This window comes from Streptomyces sp. WMMB 714, assembly GCF_900090125.1.
In the GTDB taxonomy this organism is placed as follows: Bacteria; Actinomycetota; Actinomycetes; order Streptomycetales; family Streptomycetaceae; genus Streptomyces; species Streptomyces daqingensis.
The window spans coordinates 94,188-110,628 of sequence record NZ_FMHJ01000012.1; the positions used below are offsets into that span (position 1 = coordinate 94,188).

General features: G+C 65.7%; 9 protein-coding genes. 6 read left to right on the top strand and 3 right to left on the bottom strand.

Annotated features, from left to right (window positions below; translation table 11 throughout):
- Window position 1 precedes the first annotated feature (1 nt).
- A complete protein-coding gene (locus H181DRAFT_RS21205; protein WP_045866160.1) occupies window positions 2-2,914 on the top strand; it encodes a DEAD/DEAH box helicase in 2,913 nt (970 codons plus the stop codon).
- Window positions 2,914-7,008: an Eco57I restriction-modification methylase domain-containing protein gene (locus H181DRAFT_RS21210; RefSeq protein WP_045866161.1), complete on the top strand. Its 4,095-nt coding sequence runs from the start codon at window positions 2,914-2,916 to the stop codon at window positions 7,006-7,008. The genes H181DRAFT_RS21205 and H181DRAFT_RS21210 overlap by 1 nt, the downstream gene beginning before the upstream one ends.
- Before the next feature lie 34 nt (window positions 7,009-7,042).
- Here H181DRAFT_RS21210 and H181DRAFT_RS21215 read toward each other — a convergent pair whose 3' ends face one another.
- Window positions 7,043-7,231: a DUF397 domain-containing protein gene (locus H181DRAFT_RS21215; RefSeq protein WP_045866162.1), complete on the bottom strand. Its 189-nt coding sequence runs from the start codon at window positions 7,229-7,231 to the stop codon at window positions 7,043-7,045.
- On the bottom strand, window positions 7,228-8,082 hold the full coding sequence (locus H181DRAFT_RS21220) for a helix-turn-helix domain-containing protein (RefSeq protein ID WP_045866163.1): 855 nt from the start codon (window positions 8,080-8,082) through the stop codon (window positions 7,228-7,230). The genes H181DRAFT_RS21215 and H181DRAFT_RS21220 overlap by 4 nt, the downstream gene beginning before the upstream one ends.
- 158 nt (window positions 8,083-8,240) lie before the next feature.
- On the opposite strand from H181DRAFT_RS21220, the gene H181DRAFT_RS21225 reads away from it, so the two are divergent.
- Window positions 8,241-8,684, top strand: a complete 444-nt coding sequence (locus H181DRAFT_RS21225; RefSeq protein ID WP_045866164.1) for an ATP-binding protein — start codon at window positions 8,241-8,243, stop codon at window positions 8,682-8,684.
- Window positions 8,685-8,695: 11 nt separating this feature from the next.
- On the opposite strand, the gene H181DRAFT_RS28535 is transcribed toward H181DRAFT_RS21225, so the two are convergent.
- On the bottom strand, window positions 8,696-11,077 hold the full coding sequence (locus H181DRAFT_RS28535) for a DUF2786 domain-containing protein (protein ID WP_052708680.1): 2,382 nt from the start codon (window positions 11,075-11,077) through the stop codon (window positions 8,696-8,698).
- A 133-nt stretch (window positions 11,078-11,210) separates the two neighbouring features.
- Here H181DRAFT_RS28535 and H181DRAFT_RS21235 point away from each other — a divergent pair, with 133 nt between their 5' ends.
- The 3 genes from H181DRAFT_RS21235 to H181DRAFT_RS21245 are packed head-to-tail and all read left to right on the top strand — an operon-like array spanning window position 11,211 to window position 16,433.
- Window positions 11,211-13,043, top strand: coding sequence for a DUF4357 domain-containing protein (locus tag H181DRAFT_RS21235; RefSeq protein WP_045866165.1), 1,833 nt, complete (start codon window positions 11,211-11,213; stop codon window positions 13,041-13,043).
- Complete coding sequence (locus H181DRAFT_RS21240) at window positions 13,040-14,248, top strand: McrC family protein (RefSeq protein ID WP_045866166.1); 1,209 nt, start codon at window positions 13,040-13,042, stop codon at window positions 14,246-14,248. The genes H181DRAFT_RS21235 and H181DRAFT_RS21240 overlap by 4 nt, the downstream gene beginning before the upstream one ends.
- A gap of 40 nt (window positions 14,249-14,288) precedes the next feature.
- Window positions 14,289-16,433 (top strand): UvrD-helicase domain-containing protein, encoded by a 2,145-nt coding sequence (locus H181DRAFT_RS21245; RefSeq protein WP_045866167.1) that lies wholly within the window; start codon window positions 14,289-14,291, stop codon window positions 16,431-16,433.
- Window positions 16,434-16,441: the final 8 nt, after the last annotated feature.

A 16,441-nucleotide genomic window follows, 5' to 3' on the forward strand; every position in this document is an offset into this window, starting at 1 on the left:
CATGGCACTCGCATACTCCGCTGGATCTTTGGTGACGGCTCGCGGCCGCGAATGGGTGGTGCTTCCGCAGAGCGAGCAGGACTTACTTGTGCTGCGCCCGCTGGGGGGCTCGGACGACGACATCGCCGCGGTCTTCCCCGCGTTGGAGCCGGTCGATGACGCAACGTTCGCACCTCCCGAGCCGAGTGACCTCGGCGATCAGCGCGCGGCGGGCCTGCTCCGCACAGCTCTTCGGATCGGCTTCCGCTCCGGCGCGGGACCTTTCCGCTCCCTCGCAGGAATCGCGGTGGAACCGCGCGCGTACCAACTCGTGCCGCTGCTTATGGCTTTACGTCAGAAGACGGTGCGGATGCTGATCTCCGACGACGTCGGCATCGGCAAGACGATCGAGGCGGGCCTCGTCGCGAGCGAACTCCTCGCGCAGGGCGAGGCCACGGGCTTAGCGGTTCTCTGCTCCCCCGCTCTCGCAGAGCAGTGGCAGCAGGAGCTGCGCAGCAAGTTCGGCATCGACGCGGAGCTGGTCCTCTCCTCCACCGTCTCCCGTCTGGAGCGCGGCCTGGACCTGGGGCAGTCGCTCTTCGACAAGCACCCGAACGTGATCGTCTCGACGGACTTCATCAAGTCCACACGGCACCGCGACGACTTCGTACGCCACTGCCCCGACCTGGTGATCGTGGACGAGGCGCACACGTGCGTGACCGCCGACGACACCTCGGCAGCGGCACAGAATCAGCTCCGCCACGAGCTTCTGCGCCGCGTCGCCAAGGACGAGACCCGGCATCTGGTGCTGGTGACGGCGACTCCGCACAGCGGCAAGGAGTCCGCATTCCGCAACCTGCTGGGACTGGTCAAGCCCCAACTGGCCACGGTGAACCTCGACTCGGAGGCCGACAGGAAGCTCCTCGCGCGGCATTTCGTCGCACGCAAGCGGGCGGACGTACGCCAGTACCTCACCAGGGAAGACGGACTCAGCGACGACAGCCTCGCCGAGCGGACCGCCTTCCCCTCGGACCGTTACTTCAAGGACGAGACGTACAAGCTGTCCCCGGAATACCGCAACCTTCTGGATGATGCGATCGCCTACGCCAGTGAGCGGGTGGAGGCAGCCGGCAACCAAGGCAAGCGGGAAGCACGGATCGCATGGTGGTCGGCGATCGCGCTGCTGCGCTCGCTGGTGTCCTCCCCGCGTGCCGCATCCCAGACCCTGCGTACACGTTCGGCAGCGGCGATTGCCGCCTCCGCCGAGGAAGCCGACCGGCTCGGGGCCCCGCTGAACAGCGACGCTGCCGACAGCGACGCGCTGGAGGGCATGGACGTAGCACCAGGTGCGGAGACAGAAGACGCCGCTGGTACCCGCCTTGCTGCACTCGCAGACCGTGCGGCCGAGTTGGAAGGCACGCAACATGACCTCAAGCTCAAGGCACTAATCAAGCACCTCAAGGCGCTGCTCGCCGACGGCTACCATCCGATCGTCTTCTGCCGCTACATACCGACGGCGGACTACGTCGCCGAGAAGCTCAAGGACAAGGGCGGGGTCAAGGCCACGGTGGAGTCGGTCACCGGCACACTCTCGCCGCAACAGCGCATCGAGAAGATCGAGAAACTGGCCGAGCAGGCCGGCGAGGACCCTGCCGCCCGCCGGGTGCTTGTCGCCACGGACTGCCTCTCCGAAGGCGTCAACCTTCAACACTACTTCGACGCCGTCGTCCACTACGACCTCGCCTGGAACCCCACCCGCCATGACCAGCGCGAAGGCCGCGTCGACCGTTACGGCCAGCGCCGTGACGAAGTGCGAGTCATCACGCTGTACGGCGCCGACAACGGCATCGACGGCAAGGTCCTCGAGGTCCTCATCAGGAAGTACCGGCAGATCAAGAAGGACCTCGGCATAGCCGTCTCCGTACCCGATGAGATGTCCACAGACGTGACGGACGCGATCGTCGAATGGCTGCTCATGCGGGGCGAACAGGGCGAGCAGGAAGCCCTGTTCGGAGGGGAGGCCTTCGAGGCGGCAGCGCAGAAGCTGGACAGCGACTGGAACTCGGCGGCAGAGCGTGAGAAGAAGTCCCGCTCACGGTTCGCGCAGCGAGCTGTGCACCCGGAGGACGTCGCGCGTGAAGTAGCCGCCGTCCGTGCGGCGTTGGGCAGCACCGGCGAGGTAACCACCTTCGTACGGGAATCACTGAACGCACTCAACGCGGTGTTGCGCGGACAGGGCGAGGACTTCACCGCACAGGTGGGCGGCACGCCGGCCGGTCTGCGGGACGCGCTCGCTCCGGTCGTCGGGGCGGAGGTGATCGAGAAAGACCGGGCGATCCCGTTCCGCACGGACCCGGCGGTGGCACGCGGCGAGGCGGCACTCGTACGCACCGACCCCGTTGTCGGGGCACTGGCGGCCCACGTCCTGAACGCTGCCCTGGACACGCAGGCCGACGGGGCGCGGCCGGCCCGCCGCTGCGGCGTCATCACCACGGACGCGGTCAGCACACGCACGACCCTGCTGCTTGTCCGTTTTCGCTTCCACCTCACGCTGCCGTCCCGCAGCGGGGAGAAGCAGCTCGTCGCGGAGGACGCCCGCCTGCTGGCGTTCCAGGGATCCCCGAAGAACGCGGTATGGCTACCACAGGAAGAGGCAGCAGCGCTGCTGGATGCCTCCGCCTCGGAGAACACCGACCCGTACTACGGCGAACGCACCATGACCCGCATCCTCGGACAACTTCCCGATGTCTCAGGGCACTTGGAGACGTACGGCGACGAGCTGGCCGCCGAGCTGGACGCCTCGCACCGCCGGGTGCGGGCCGCGTCGGGCGAGATCGTCCGGGGCTTGTCGGTCGCCGTCCAAAAGCCCGCCGACGTTCTCGGCACCTACGTCTACCTGCCGACGACGCCCGCCCCCGTAGAAGGGTCCGCCTGATGTCAGCCACCACCCGCAATCAGGTGTTCACCGCCGTCCACACAGTGGGCGCACTGCTGCCGGCGGACATGCTGGTGCGAATATCCGAGGGCAAGGACGTCCCCGGCTCGAAGCCCGCCGACTACGGACTGCCGTCGTCCCGCTCGGTACGGGACGAGGCCGAACGCAGCTGGGAATACCTCAAGCCGCTCTGGCGCGACCTGCGCAAGCGTCTGCCCGAGGACCCGAAGTCGGGCGTTCCGACCGCTGACCCGACCGGCCTCGCCGCGAGCGACTGGTTGGCACCGCTCTGGCGTGAGCTGGGCTTTGGGCCGCTGACGCCGGTCGGTTTGGCGGGCATCGCGGCCGACTCGGAGGCAGAGAAGAAGTTCCCGGTCTCTCACCGCTGGCGGCACGCACTGATCCACCAGTCGGCGTGGAACGCCGAGTTGGACAAGCGTCCGGGTGGCGCGGGCACGGTGCCGCCGCAGTCGATGCTCCAGGAGTGCCTGAACCGGACCGATGCCCATCTGTGGGGGATGCTCGCCAACGGCCGCCAGGTCAGGCTGCTCCGTGACTCCAGCGCGCTGGCTACGGCCTCGTACGTCGAGTTCGACCTGGAAGCGATATTCGACGGCGAACTCTTCAGCGAGTTCGTGCTGCTGTACCGGCTGCTGCACGTCTCACGGTTCGAGGTCCCGGAGGAGGCGGCACCGTCGGCGTGCTGGCTGGAGAAGTGGCGTACAGAGGCGATCGCCTCGGGCACGCGGGCACTGGAGCAGCTGCGCAAGGGCGTTCAGAGCGCCATCACGACCCTCGGCACGGGCTTTCTCAAACACCCCGACAACCGCGAACTGCGCGAGTCGCTGAACGTCAACACCTTCCACTACGCGCTGCTTCGCATGGTCTACCGGCTGCTGTTCCTCTTCGTAACCGAGGACCGCGGGGTGTTGCTGAAACCGTCGGCGAGCGCCGAGGCCAAGGAACGCTACGCGACGTACTTCTCCTCCGCCCGGTTACGCCGGCATGCCCAGCGACGACGGGGCACGAACCACGGCGATCTCTATCAGGCACTGCGCTTTGTCCTGTCGGCTCTCGCCGACAACGACGGCTGCGAGGAACTGGGTCTGCCCGGTCTCGGCGGCATCTTCGACGACAAGCAAGCCGACGAGCTTCTGCGCAGGTCGTCACTGTCCAACGAACCGCTGCTGGAGGCAGCACGCGCACTGTCGATCGTTCGTGACAGCGCTTCCAGGCGCAACCGAGTCGTCGACTACCGGCACTTGGGCGCAGAGGAGCTCGGTTCCGTCTATGAGTCCCTGCTGGAACTCGTTCCCAAGCACAGCGCGACTGAGCGCACCCTTGAACTCGTCGAACTGGCAGGCAACACCCGCAAGACCACGGGTTCTTACTACACTCCGACGTCGCTCATCGACTGCCTCCTCGACTCGACCCTCGACCCGGTCATCGACGACGCGGTCAAACGCGGCGAGATCCGCGCCAGCCACTCCGGCCAGCCAGACCCGGGCCCGGCCATCGTCGAAGAGCTGCTCAGCCTCACAGTCTGCGACCCCGCCTGCGGCTCCGGCCACTTCCTCGTCGCAGCTGCGCGCCGAATAGCCAAGCGGGTCGCGGCCGTTCGCGAGCAGAACCCCGAACCGACGCTGGACGCCGTACGCCACAGCCTGCACGAGGTCGTCGCTCGCTGCATTTACGGCGTGGACGTCAATCCACTGGCCGTCGAACTCGCCAAGTTCTCCTTGTGGTTGGAGGCCATGGAACCCGACAAGCCACTCGGCTTTCTGGACGCACACATCAAGGCGGGCAACTCCCTTTTGGGGGCGACTCCCTCGCTACTGGCGGACGGCATACCAGACGAAGCCTTCAAACCGCTCGAGGGCGACGACAGGAAGATCGCCGCTGCGCTGAAGAAGCGGAACGCCGCTGAGCGCGGTGGCCAACTCAGCTTCCACACCGAAGAGCGCATCTGGTTCTCCAACGCTGCCTTCGCAGCCAACGTGCGGGACATCACCAATTCCCGAGCCGATGAATTGCGCCACGTGCGGCGCCAGTCGAGCAAGTTCCGGAAGCTTGAGCAGTCCGCGGACTATCTCCGCGCGCTCCACGTCGCCGACGCCTGGTGCGCCGCCTTCGTCTGGCCCAAGATCAAGGGCGCACCGACGCCCGTCACCGAGGGAGTCTTCCGCGATCTCCAAAGCGCTGATGCGGGCATACCTGTCACCACCGATAGAGAGATCATTCAACTCGCCGACCAGTACCAGTTCTTCCACTGGCACCTGGAGTTCCCCGAGGTCTTCCGCGTATCCGAGACCGCGGAAGACAGCGCAGATCCCTCGACAGGGTGGGCCGATGGCTTCTCGTGCGTACTGGGAAACCCACCTTGGGAGCGCATCAAGCTCCAGGAGCAGGAGTACTTCGCCCAACGAGACTCGGAAGTCGCCACGGCACCGAACGCCGCGGCCCGAAAGAGGCTCATCGAAGAGTTGTCGACGACCAACCCTCACCTCTTCGCCGACTTCACCGCAGCCAAACGCCGCGCGGATGGCGAGAGTCAGCTCCTGCGCAAGTGCGGACGCTACCCACTCACCGGGCGCGGAGACATCAACACATACGCCGTGTTCGCGGAGACTGGCCGCATGCTGACGGGGCCGTACGGTCGGATGGGCGTGATCGTCCCAACGGGAATCGCGACCGACGCAACCACGCAGTACTTCTTCAAGGATTTGGTACAGAGCAAGTCCTTGGCAACTGTCATCGGCCTGGTGACTAACCCGGACCTGTGGTCAGGGATCGGCCATAACCGCTACAGGCTCTGTCTCCTGAGCGTAAGCGGAAGAGAGCTCAAGGAATACGCTACGCAGTATGCAACCGATCTGCTCGGAGTCCATGAACTGGGGGACCCCACACGATCCTACGAACTGACCCCCGAAGAGATATCGCTCCTGAATCCCAACACCGGCACTTGCCCTGCCTTCCGCACCCGCCGCGACGCCGAGATCACCCTCGGAATCTATGGACGCGTACCCGTCCTCATCAAGGAAGGGGACAAGAATGGCAATCCGTGGGGTGTGTCATTCACAGCCATGTTCCACATGGCCAACGACTCGCATCTTTTCCGCACCTGCGAGGAGTTGAAGGCCGAAGGCTGGCGATTGTCGGGCAATATTTTCGCCAGGGCGGGGGCACGAATGCTCCCCCTGTACGAGGCGAAGATGCTCCACCACTACGACCACCGCTGGGCCACCTACCACGGCGACGGCTGCACCCGCGACTTCACCCAGGAGGAGAAGCGGGACGCCGACATTGTGGCGTTGCCAAGATACTGGGTCTCCGAACATGACATTCCCACAGGAAAGTTCGAAAAAAACGGCGAAGAAGTCATGGAGTCTGGCGTCACCAGCCGCCTCGCCGACAAGGGCTGGTCGCGGCGCTGGCTGGTAGGGTGGCGCGATATATGTCGGTCCACGGACGTACGGACAGTGATTTCCTCCGTACTCCCACTCGCAGCCGTGAATGACAAGTTTCTCTTGGAGTTCTCAAGTCGTCCAACCGCTGAGATCTCAGCGCTGGTCGCCCTTCGCGCTTCGTTCGTCTTTGACTTCGTCAGTCGTCAGAAACTCGGCGGAACAAGTCTTAAGTACTTCACATGGAAGCAGCTTCCAGTGTTGCTTCCCGACCAGGTCGCGCGCCATACCGGATTCATCTCCCCACGCTGCAAGGAACTCCTTTACGTCACCGCTGAGATGGGTCCTCTGGCCGCCGACCTTGACGACACCGGCGCGCCCTTCCTCTGGGAGGAAACTCGCCGCCAAGTGATCCGTGCGGAACTCGACGCGCTCTTCTTCCACCTCTATGGCATCTCCCGCGAGGATGCCGAATACATCCTCGACACGTTCCCCATCGTCCGCCGCAAGGATGAGGCCAAGTACGGCTCGTACCGGACCAAGGAGCTGATCCTTGCCGAATACGACCGGATGACCGCTGCAGGTGTCAGTCTGGAGAACCCGTTGGTGGACGGCGCGAACTACACGTCTACGCTCACGCCGCCCCCGGGCCAGGGTCCGCGTCATCCGGCAAGGCCTGAGGACAGCTGAGGTCCAACCGGTACGGCTGAGTCAGGTGCAGGGCTCAGCCGTGCGCGGCGTAGCTCACGAACTGCGCCCATCCCTCACGCCCCACGGCGACGTGGGGGCCATCCACGTCCTTGGAGTCCCGTACGTGGATGGTCTGTTCGGTGACCGCGACCTCAATGCAGTTGTCGCCCTCGGTGCCGCTGTAACTGGACTTGAACCAGGCCAGCTCGGTGCTCGCGCTCATAGTTCTCCTCTGATCCGCCTCAGCAGGCCCACAGAGTCTGAGGGACTGAGAGCCTGTGATCGGAGTGTTGCATATCGCTGATGCAGCACGGCGGCCTCGGTGACATCGGCGATCAAGCGCCCGTTCTTCTGCCCCTCGGAATAGGCGAGTCGTCTCCCGTCCCGGGTCTCCAGTAGCGCGAGAGGGCCGTCCAGCCCCGCATGAGACATGCTGAGGACCGGCATGATCTGAACCGTCACGTTGCGGAGTTCGGCGAGAGTCAGCATGTGGTCCAACTGTCCTCGCGTGACTCCCGTTCCACCGAGCTGCCGCCTGACGATGTGCTCTTCCATGACGAAGCTGAACGACGCATTGGGGCGTGTCCGAATGGGCTCCTGACGCAGCATTCGAGCCGTCACCTGGTCCTCCATCTGCTCGTCGGACAGCGGCGGCACACTATTGTCGAACACCGCCCGCGCGTACGCCTCCGACTGCAACAGCCCCGGCACCAGCCTGCATTCGTACGTGCACAGGCTCACCGCTTCCTTCTCCAGCCGGGCCCAGCGCCGGAACCACGCCGCCAAGCCCGGCTCGCCCCGTGTCAGGTGTCTGGCGGCCTTCCGCAGCGCGCCCGTGTTGCCCAGCGCCTGCTCTGCCCGTTCCACGAACGTCTCGTCAGGCATCCGGCGCCCCAACTCCACCGATTCCACGGTGTGTTTGGAGAAGCGAACCCGCGCCCCGAAGTCGACCCGGCTGTACCCCGCATGCTCACGCAGGGCCTGGACGACGGACCCGAATGTCCGCAGACTGTCCGAAGGGTCGGGCTCCCGCTCCCCGTCGCATGTCGTCACATCAGCGTCGCCGTTCCTCATGCGCGGCCCCCTCCAGGTACATGCGCGATCTCCCCACGCTCAACTCACCCAGCGTGACCGACGGACTGGCGTACCGTCCACTGTTTGTGTCCGTACGCTGACCGACCGTACGGAGCGAACCGCTGGTGAACCCCCCCTCGCGCACGCCAGGGGCACCCATGAGCCCCACTACCCCTCAGCTCCCGGCTACCGTACGTACGTTCACGCAGCTGCTGTCCTCTACTCGGCGCGGCGAGGCGCCGCGCCTCGCCCGCCTCCTCACGACCGGCGAGCTGAGCGCCTGGAATGTGCCGGAGGACGTCGCGGAGCGTGCCGAGAAAATCGTCGCCGAGCTCGCCGCGAACGCCGTCTTCCAAGGACGCGTACACGGCCGCGACTTCCGCCTCGGCCTCACCCTCGACGCTTCCGCCAGCACGCTCCGCATCGAGGTCACCGACGCCCGCGGCGACCGCTTCCCAGGGGCCCGCCCCGATGCGGTTCCCGACGCCGAGACCTGGCGCGGCCTCGTCCTTCTCGCCGCGCTGGCCGACCGCTGGGGCTCGAAGCCGTACCCGCCCAGCGGCAAAACGGTATGGTCGGAAGTGGACACCTGCCCACGCTGAGCGCAGCGGCGTCAACCGGCGAGCGAATGGTCCTCTTCGTCCTCGTCTTCCAGGGAGAGGCCACCGATGTCGGCCTGCTGTCCGTCGGCGTGGCCCTGCCGGTATCCGCTGCCCTTGAAGCGTGTGCGACGCGCTTTGCCCAACTTCGGGTAGCGGGCGGATACTTCGGCTTCGACTTCGGCCGTCCGGTCGGCGAGGACCAGGGCCACGCTGCGGACCTCGTCGCCGTCCGGTGAAGCCTGCCGCTGTTCGTTCTCGCTCTCCTCACGAGCCGCGCGCTCGGCCTCGCCCACCCGTGCGACTACGGCCCGGATGAAACCGAGCATCCATGAGCGCTTGTATGCCCTGGGGTCCTCCCCTGCCGGCCGGTGTTCTGCGCCGGCCAGCTCAGAGCCCTGCAGCATCTGCAGGCGCAGGCTCGCGTAAAGGACTTCCACCGAGTGCAGGTCTGAGGCGAAGCCGAACAGGTGCACCCGGTGCCGGTTCGATTTGCCACCGGGATAGACGGCCTGGCAGCGCATCTGCAGCGCAATCTGCGCGAGGAGACGCTTGCACTCGCGCATCCAGGGTGCCGTAGCTTCGACCACCCGGTCGACGGGCTGCTCGGAGGTCGGCTCGTCACCGGAGAGCATGGCCTGCTCGATGCCGTACTTGGCCATGAGCGCCGTCGCCTTCTGCAAGAAGGCTTCAGACTCGGCTTCGGTGACTGAGGGGTCCTCGGCCTGACGCAAAATGGCCTTCACGCGAGCCATCAACTGGGGTGGCAGCTGGGCAGGTGGAGACGGCTGGGGCGCTTCGGGTCCGCCTGAACCATGCGTTCGCTGTGTGCCCGCCGGCTCCTCCTTTCTCCGGCCTGCGGTCCCCTCCTCCTCGCTCGTGACGTCGTGATCGTCGAGGCTGTCCTCGTCGTCGACACCGTCCGGGCAGCTCTCCTCATCCTCGCCCGCGATCACGTCTGCCAGGTCATCGAGGTTCGGCACAAGCGCACGCAGTCGGCGGAGCGCGCCCGGTGCCCAGGCGTCGGTGTCTGCTGGAAGCACGGAGACCCCGAGTGACCGGAGCAGGACGAAGTCACCACCTGCATTCAGGACCAGGAACTCCAGGCGAGCCCTGCCAAGTTGAGCCAGAGCCAGCAGTTCGCACAGATCGGTCGCGCTGTTCCGGGAGTAGTGCAGTTCAACACCGGGCTCGGGGTACCAGTCATCGGATGCATCCGACTCGTCGAGACCGCTGAACAGGTCAGGCTGGTGAAATACCTCGGCATCGGTATGCACCCGGATCGCGGAGGACGACGACGCTGCGCCCGAGAACGCCAGCGCGGCGGCCCGCTCCTGCGGCGAAGTGACGATGTGATACCAGACGGGGACGGAACCACGCATGCTGTGCCAGGTCAGCTCGTCCTGCGACCAGTGATCGACGGCCTCCTGAGCGATCTGTTTGTCGAGGACGCCATCCGTCCAGGCCCTCGCCGACGGAATGTCGACACAATCGAGGAACTCGGTCAGGTACTCGTTCCTGTCCCGCTGCTCGGCGCTCGTGCCGGCGGTGAATAGACGACGCTCGCATTTCGGGAGTGCGGCGAGCACGGGGCCGACGACATCACTCAGGTAGGCCTCGACGACTTTGGACAGCTGTTCCAGAAACGCTTCGGTCGCTGCGGACGTTGCGCTGCCGCAGCTGTCGCACCACTCGATCAGGGCCCGCGCGCAGATCTGTTGCTCGGCGAGGAAGGCAAGGTGTCCGGCGTTTTGAAGTGACTCCTCGGAGAGAGCCAGGGAATCCTCGACCGAGTCGACAACGTGCGGCTGAGACAGTACCGCCTGCGCCAGCAATCCGAGTGGTTCCTCTTCCGAGGCGAGGTACTCGTTCAGGCCTGTGAGCGAGTGCCCATGCTTCTGAGGTGCCAGCTCGGGGTGCGACGCGTCTGCCGAGGTCGGTGTGCGTACGCCCCATCGGGAGACCAACTCGTCGTCGGCCCGCCATGATTCGACCGTTCGGGTCCGCTCTTGCCGCCAGACTCCGAGGAGCGACTCCTCCCATGCCTCCGCGTTCCAGGACCAGAGCGCAGGATCGTCGGCAAGGGTGAGCCCGGAGCGGACCTCGCGTACGGCAGTGCTCAGGTCGTATCGGTGACCGTTGGGAATCAGCAGCTCAAGCCATGCGACGGTGTCCGCCACCGGCTGGACGCGTGCCTCGTCAGCGGCGATACGCGAGAACACCAGAGCATTTACCAGCCGTATGTCGCCCAGATCGGCGGGGGTCAGAGCGTGCAACCGGCAAGGGTGATCGGCGAACGCCTCGCTGAGCTCCGTGACGCGGGTGCGCATCCAATCTCTCCGGGCGATGGCGAACTCCGCTGCCGTCGATCGGTCTGTGCCGCCCTGCTCCTTCATGACGTTCGCCCTCCCCTGGCGCCGCCCCTCATCAAGTCGGCCGCCTGTATCACGTGATCGATAATGAAGTGCACATCCTAAGAGCCCACTACGCTTCCTCTGACGGCCTATCAGTAGATTGAGGGGGCGGGCCATGACCGACGAATTCCCTGAGTTCCAGCTGCGGTTGCCCAACGGTGGACCGCTGGCTCGGGGGCGGCAGACGGACGAACCGGGGACGAACGGGAGCCGCAGATTCGTTGTCGGTCCCGGTCAGCCGGCGCGTCCGGACGTCGTACCGTCCTTCTCCACGCGGGCGGCTTCCGCCCACAGACGACGCGAGGAACTGATCGCGCACGGAGACATCCGGCAATCGCAGAGGTGGCCGGGCTGGCTGGAGACAACCGGGGAGATCACGTTCAACTCCTCCTCCGAGGCTGCCGCAGTGCTCACCGGCGGCAACATCAACGGCTACATCGCCTGGAAGGCGGAGGACGGCCGTCCCCTCAGTGACTTCATGCCTGGCACGGGATGGGGCCCGAACCGAGCCTGGCTTGTGCGCGGTTCGAATGTGACGGGCGTCGACGTGGTGCAGCGGCTGTGGCTTCCGGAAGGCTACGTAACGCTTGCCGCCACCAGGATCCGCCAAGGCGTCACCCCGGGCACCAGCAAGGACCAGCTGCGGACCTTCGTCGAGGAGGACTACGAATCCGCCCTCACGTACAACCAGAAGCTCGGGCTGGTGGACGCGCTGCACGCGTTCCTGTCGCGGATGAAGCCCGGCGACACGGTGTGCACCATCTCCGGTGGGCAGTTGTACGTCGGCGAGATCACCGGTGACGCGGAGCAGACGGAGTCGGAGGACGGACGCTCCAATCTGCGCCGGCCCGCCGAGTGGCAGGGCATCGGCTACGACTACGACGACCTGCCCGAGGAGCTCCAGCAGAAGCTCTCCGTCCAGCTCGATATCGTCGAACTCACCTCCGTACAGGCCCTCATCGAAGGGCTCGGGCTGACGGACGAGGAATTGGCCGACGAGGCCGAAGCCATCGATCACGATCCGAGCGTGGAGATACCCGCGATCACGGCCCGGCGCGAGCTGGAGCTGCCCGAGCCGACGGACGGCTTCGCCGCCGAACTTCTCGTGCACAGCACCGGGTGGCTGCGGGAGGTGCGTGATCTCCTCTGGGATGACCGGCAGTTGGTCCTGTACGGACCCCCGGGGACCGGCAAGACCTTTCTGGCGCTGAAGCTCGCCGAGTTCCTCGGGGGTGGTCGTGAACAGGTGAAGCTCGTGCAGTTCCACCCCGCCTACGCGTACGAGGACTTCTTCGAGGGGTTCCGGCCGCAGGAGGACCCCGACACGCGGGACGTCGCCTTCCGTCTGACGGCCGGGCCGCTACGAGAGCTGGCCGATCTGGCCTCACGTGAAGGCAACCGGCACGTCCCGCACTTCCTCGTCATCGACGAGATCAACCGTGCCAACTTGGCGAAGGTCTTCGGAGAGCTGTACTTCCTGCTCGAATACCGCAACAGGTCCGTGCGGCTGACCTACTCCGGGGACGACTTCGCGCTGCCGCCGAACCTGTTCATCATCGGCACGATGAACACCGCGGACCGCTCCATCGCGCTCGTGGACACGGCGATGCGGCGCCGGTTCGCCTTCGTGGAGCTGTCGCCTCGGAGAGAGCCGACCAGCGGACTCCTGCGCAGGTGGCTCACGTCGAAGGACAAGGAACCAGAGCCCGCCGATCTACTGGACGCACTCAACTCCCGCATTGTTGATGCCGACTTCAAGATCGGTCCGTCATACCTGATGAAGAAGGGCGTCTACCGGGACGGCGGCCTGGAGCGGACCTGGCAGACGAAGATCCTCCCGCTGCTGGAGGAGCACCACTACGGGGAGGGCATCGACATCGAGAAGCAGTACGGCCTCAAGGCGCTGCGCAGGTCGCTCCGTTCAACGGCGCCGGAGCCACCGGCGTGAACCCGCCCGTCGACCTGGTCGAGCATGCAAAGCCGACCACTCATGCCCTGCCGGACGCTGCTGGCCATGCTCTTGATGCGGGAAAGATCGTGAAAGCGTCCCGCGATGCCCGCCGGCCGGGCCACTGGCAGCTGAGCGCGGGCAGCAAGGTCGGCGCTGTGACAGTCGAAGTGCCCGACGCCGAGCCGGTCACCATACGCATCCAGCCGAAGGTGCCCATCGCCCGCCTCTTCTTCCTGCTCGGCTACAGCCTCGATCCGCGCCGCGCGTGGCAAGACGGGCAGGTGGACGTCGCCGAGCATCCGGATCTGCTGCCCGCGTTCGCCCACGCCGTGGAGCGGCAGATCAACAGGGCCCTGCAGCAAGGGCTGTTGCAGGGTTATCGGGCGACCGAGGAAACGGCTCTCGTCGTACGCGGACGAATCCGGGAGTCCGCGCAGATGCGGCGCCACTTCGGTGCGACGCTGCCGGTCGAGGTGGCGTACGACGAGTTCACGACCGACATCGCGGAGAACCGCATACTTCGCGCGTCCGTCGATCGACTGCTTCGCCTGCCCGGTGTACCGCGTGAGGTCCGCAGCCGGCTCCTGCATCAGCGGGCCCGGCTGGCCGACGCCACTCCCCTCGTGCGCGGACAGCCCTTGCCCGCCTGGCAGCCTTCCCGGCTCAACGCCCGCTACCATCAGGCCCTGCAGCTCGCCCGTGCCGTCCTCGACGAGGCCTCCGCCGAGCACGAGCCGGGTGAACTGCGAATCGACGGCTTCTTGTTCAACATGAACAAGCTCTTCGAGGACTTCGTGACCGTCGCGCTGAGGGAAGCATTTCGCGGCACTGAGCTCACGAGCCGCTTCCAGGAACCGCACCACCTCGACGAGGCGTCCGCAATCCGCATGAAGCCGGACTTCGTGCTGTGCGGGCCGGACCAGGCTCCATTGGCAGTGGCCGACGCGAAGTACAAGGCGGAAAAGCCGGGCGGCTACCCGGACGCGGACTTGTACCAGATGCTCGCCTACTGCACGGCGCTCGGTCTACGGGAGGGGCACCTCGTGTATGCGAAGGGGAATGAGTCGAGCGCATCCCACAAGGTCAGACACTCCTGCATCGTCATCCATCAGCACGCTCTGGATCTCGACCAGTCGCCCCGTGAACTTCTTGAGGACATTTCGTCGATAACCATGCAGATGAGCACAGCCCTGTGCGTATGATCGGCCGCCAATCGATCATCCAGGGCAGGGAGTTCAGGAAGTGCCGCAGCTTGCGTTAGCGAACAGTTTCTGGGAGAGCTATGACGTCCTGGAGAAGCCGGTCAAGTCCGGTGTGCGCAAGGCGATGGCGAAGTTCCAGCAACTCAGCGTGGCAGAGCTCTATGCAGACAAGGGACTGCACCTGGAATCGGTCGACAACGCGCGGGATCCCCGCATGCGGACCATCCGCATCAACGACTTCTGGCGGGGCGTCGTCCTTGCGCCGGACGACGGCAGCGACGTTTTCCTTCTCGCCAATGTCGTCCCGCACGACGATGCATACAGCTGGGCGGCCAAGCGGCTCTACACGACGAACACAGCGACGCGGGGCCTTGAGGTACGCAACGTCGTCGCGATCGAGCAGCTGACTCCCGCCCTGGAGAAGGCGGCGTCCACCGCACCGTCGCTGCTCTTCGCCCGGTACTCGGACAACGTCCTGCGTGAACTCGGCATCGACGACCAGGTGTTGCAAGCGGTGCGTACCGTCATCGACAAGCAGCAATTGCAGGCATTCGGAACCCTGCTGCCGGAGGATCAGTTCGAAGCTCTGGAGTACCTCGCTGAGGGGTTCAGCCCGGAAGACGTCTACCGAGACGTCGTCGTCGTGCGCCGACCGGCCGATGTCGGCACCGGGTCCGGTCCCGACGACAGCCTTGCCGCTGCCATCGGCAACACCACGAGCCGCATTACTCTGGTCACCGGCCCGGACGAACTGACCGGCATTCTCGAGAAACCGTTCGCAGCCTGGCGGGTGTTCCTGCACCCCTCGCAGCGCCGCGTCGCCTACCGCACCTCCTACGGAGGTCCCGCACAGGTCACGGGCGGCCCCGGCACCGGCAAGACGGTCGTGGCGCTGCACCGCGTCAAGCACCTGCTCTCCCGCTCGCAAGACAGCAGGGTGCTGCTGACCACGTACACCAACGCCTTGGCTGCCACCCTCCGCGAGAACCTTTCACTGCTACTCGACGGTGACGAAGCACAGTTGGCCCGCGTCGATGTGACGACGGTGAACGCCTACGCTCACCGGATCGTCAGCGATCACGACGGCAGGCAGCCATCGCCCATCGGCGACCGGGACGAACGCCAGCTGTGGCAGCGGGTCGTCAGGAAGCTCGGTCTTCCGTGGACGGAGCAGTTCCTTGCGCAGGAGTACCGGCACGTCATCCTGGCTCAAGACATCCGCGACCTCGACAACTACCGTACGACAGCACGTCGCGGACGCGGCAGTGCACTGTCCACAGCACTGCGCGAGCAACTCTGGCCGGCCATCGAGCTGTTCACTTCGATGCTGCGCGATAAGAGGGCGACGACCCACCTGAGGGTGTGCGCCCGTGCGGCGCAGATGCTGGCAGAGGCGACACCCGAGTACCACCACGTCGTGGTCGACGAGGCGCAGGACCTGCACCCCGCCCAGTGGCGGGTGCTGCGCGGCGCGGTCGCGCCTGGCAGTGACGACCTGTTCATCACGGGAGATCCGAACCAGCGGATCTACGATTCGAAGGTCTCCCTCGGCTCTCTGGGCATACGAGTAACAGGACGAACGAGCCGGCTGCGCATCAACTACCGCAGCACAGAGGAGATCCTGGCCTGGTCGACGGGAATCCTCACCCCTACGTCGGTCGATGACCTCAGCGGCGAGGGCAGCGACAGCCTGGCCGGCTACAGGTCACTCCTACACGGCCGAACTCCCAGCGTGAAGGGCCACGGTACCGAGCAGACGGAGATCGCCGCGCTGGTCGAGCAAGTGCAGGACTGGATCAAGCAGGGCATCCGCCCCTCCGAGATCGCTGTCTGCGCCCGGTTCAACGTTCTCCTCGACAAGGCTTACGGCAAGCTGTCGGCGGCCGGGATTTCGGTCACGCGCGTGAGAGACACCCCTGGACCGGAAGTGGACGGGGTGCGGCTCGCCACCATGCACGCCATGAAGGGCCTGGAGTTCCGGTGCGTCACAGTCCTTGGAATGACTGCGAGAGCGCTGCCCTTCGCACGAGAGATAACCCCAGTTGAGGTGGACCAGCTCCAACACGACTCGGACATTCTGCGGGAACGATGCCTGCTGTTCGTCGCGTGCACCCGAGCACGCGAGGCTCTGCATGTCTCTTGGAGTGGAGTTCCGAGCGAGTACGTGCCGAGAGCCAATAGCTGAGGGCACAT

Excerpts from the sequence above, each read along its gene's own strand:
- H181DRAFT_RS21235 (WP_045866165.1), top strand. The coding sequence starts at position 11,211 with ATGACCGACGAATTCCCTGAGTTCCAGCTGCGGTTGCCCAACGGTGGA.
- H181DRAFT_RS21225 (WP_045866164.1), top strand. The coding sequence starts at position 8,241 with ATGAGCCCCACTACCCCTCAGCTCCCGGCTACCGTACGTACGTTCACG.
- H181DRAFT_RS21210 (WP_045866161.1), top strand. The coding sequence starts at position 2,914 with ATGTCAGCCACCACCCGCAATCAGGTGTTCACCGCCGTCCACACAGTG.
- H181DRAFT_RS28535 (WP_052708680.1), bottom strand. The coding sequence starts at position 11,077 with ATGAAGGAGCAGGGCGGCACAGACCGATCGACGGCAGCGGAGTTCGCC.
- H181DRAFT_RS21215 (WP_045866162.1), bottom strand. The coding sequence starts at position 7,231 with ATGAGCGCGAGCACCGAGCTGGCCTGGTTCAAGTCCAGTTACAGCGGC.
- H181DRAFT_RS21220 (WP_045866163.1), bottom strand. The coding sequence starts at position 8,082 with ATGAGGAACGGCGACGCTGATGTGACGACATGCGACGGGGAGCGGGAG.
- H181DRAFT_RS21205 (WP_045866160.1), top strand. The coding sequence starts at position 2 with ATGGCACTCGCATACTCCGCTGGATCTTTGGTGACGGCTCGCGGCCGC.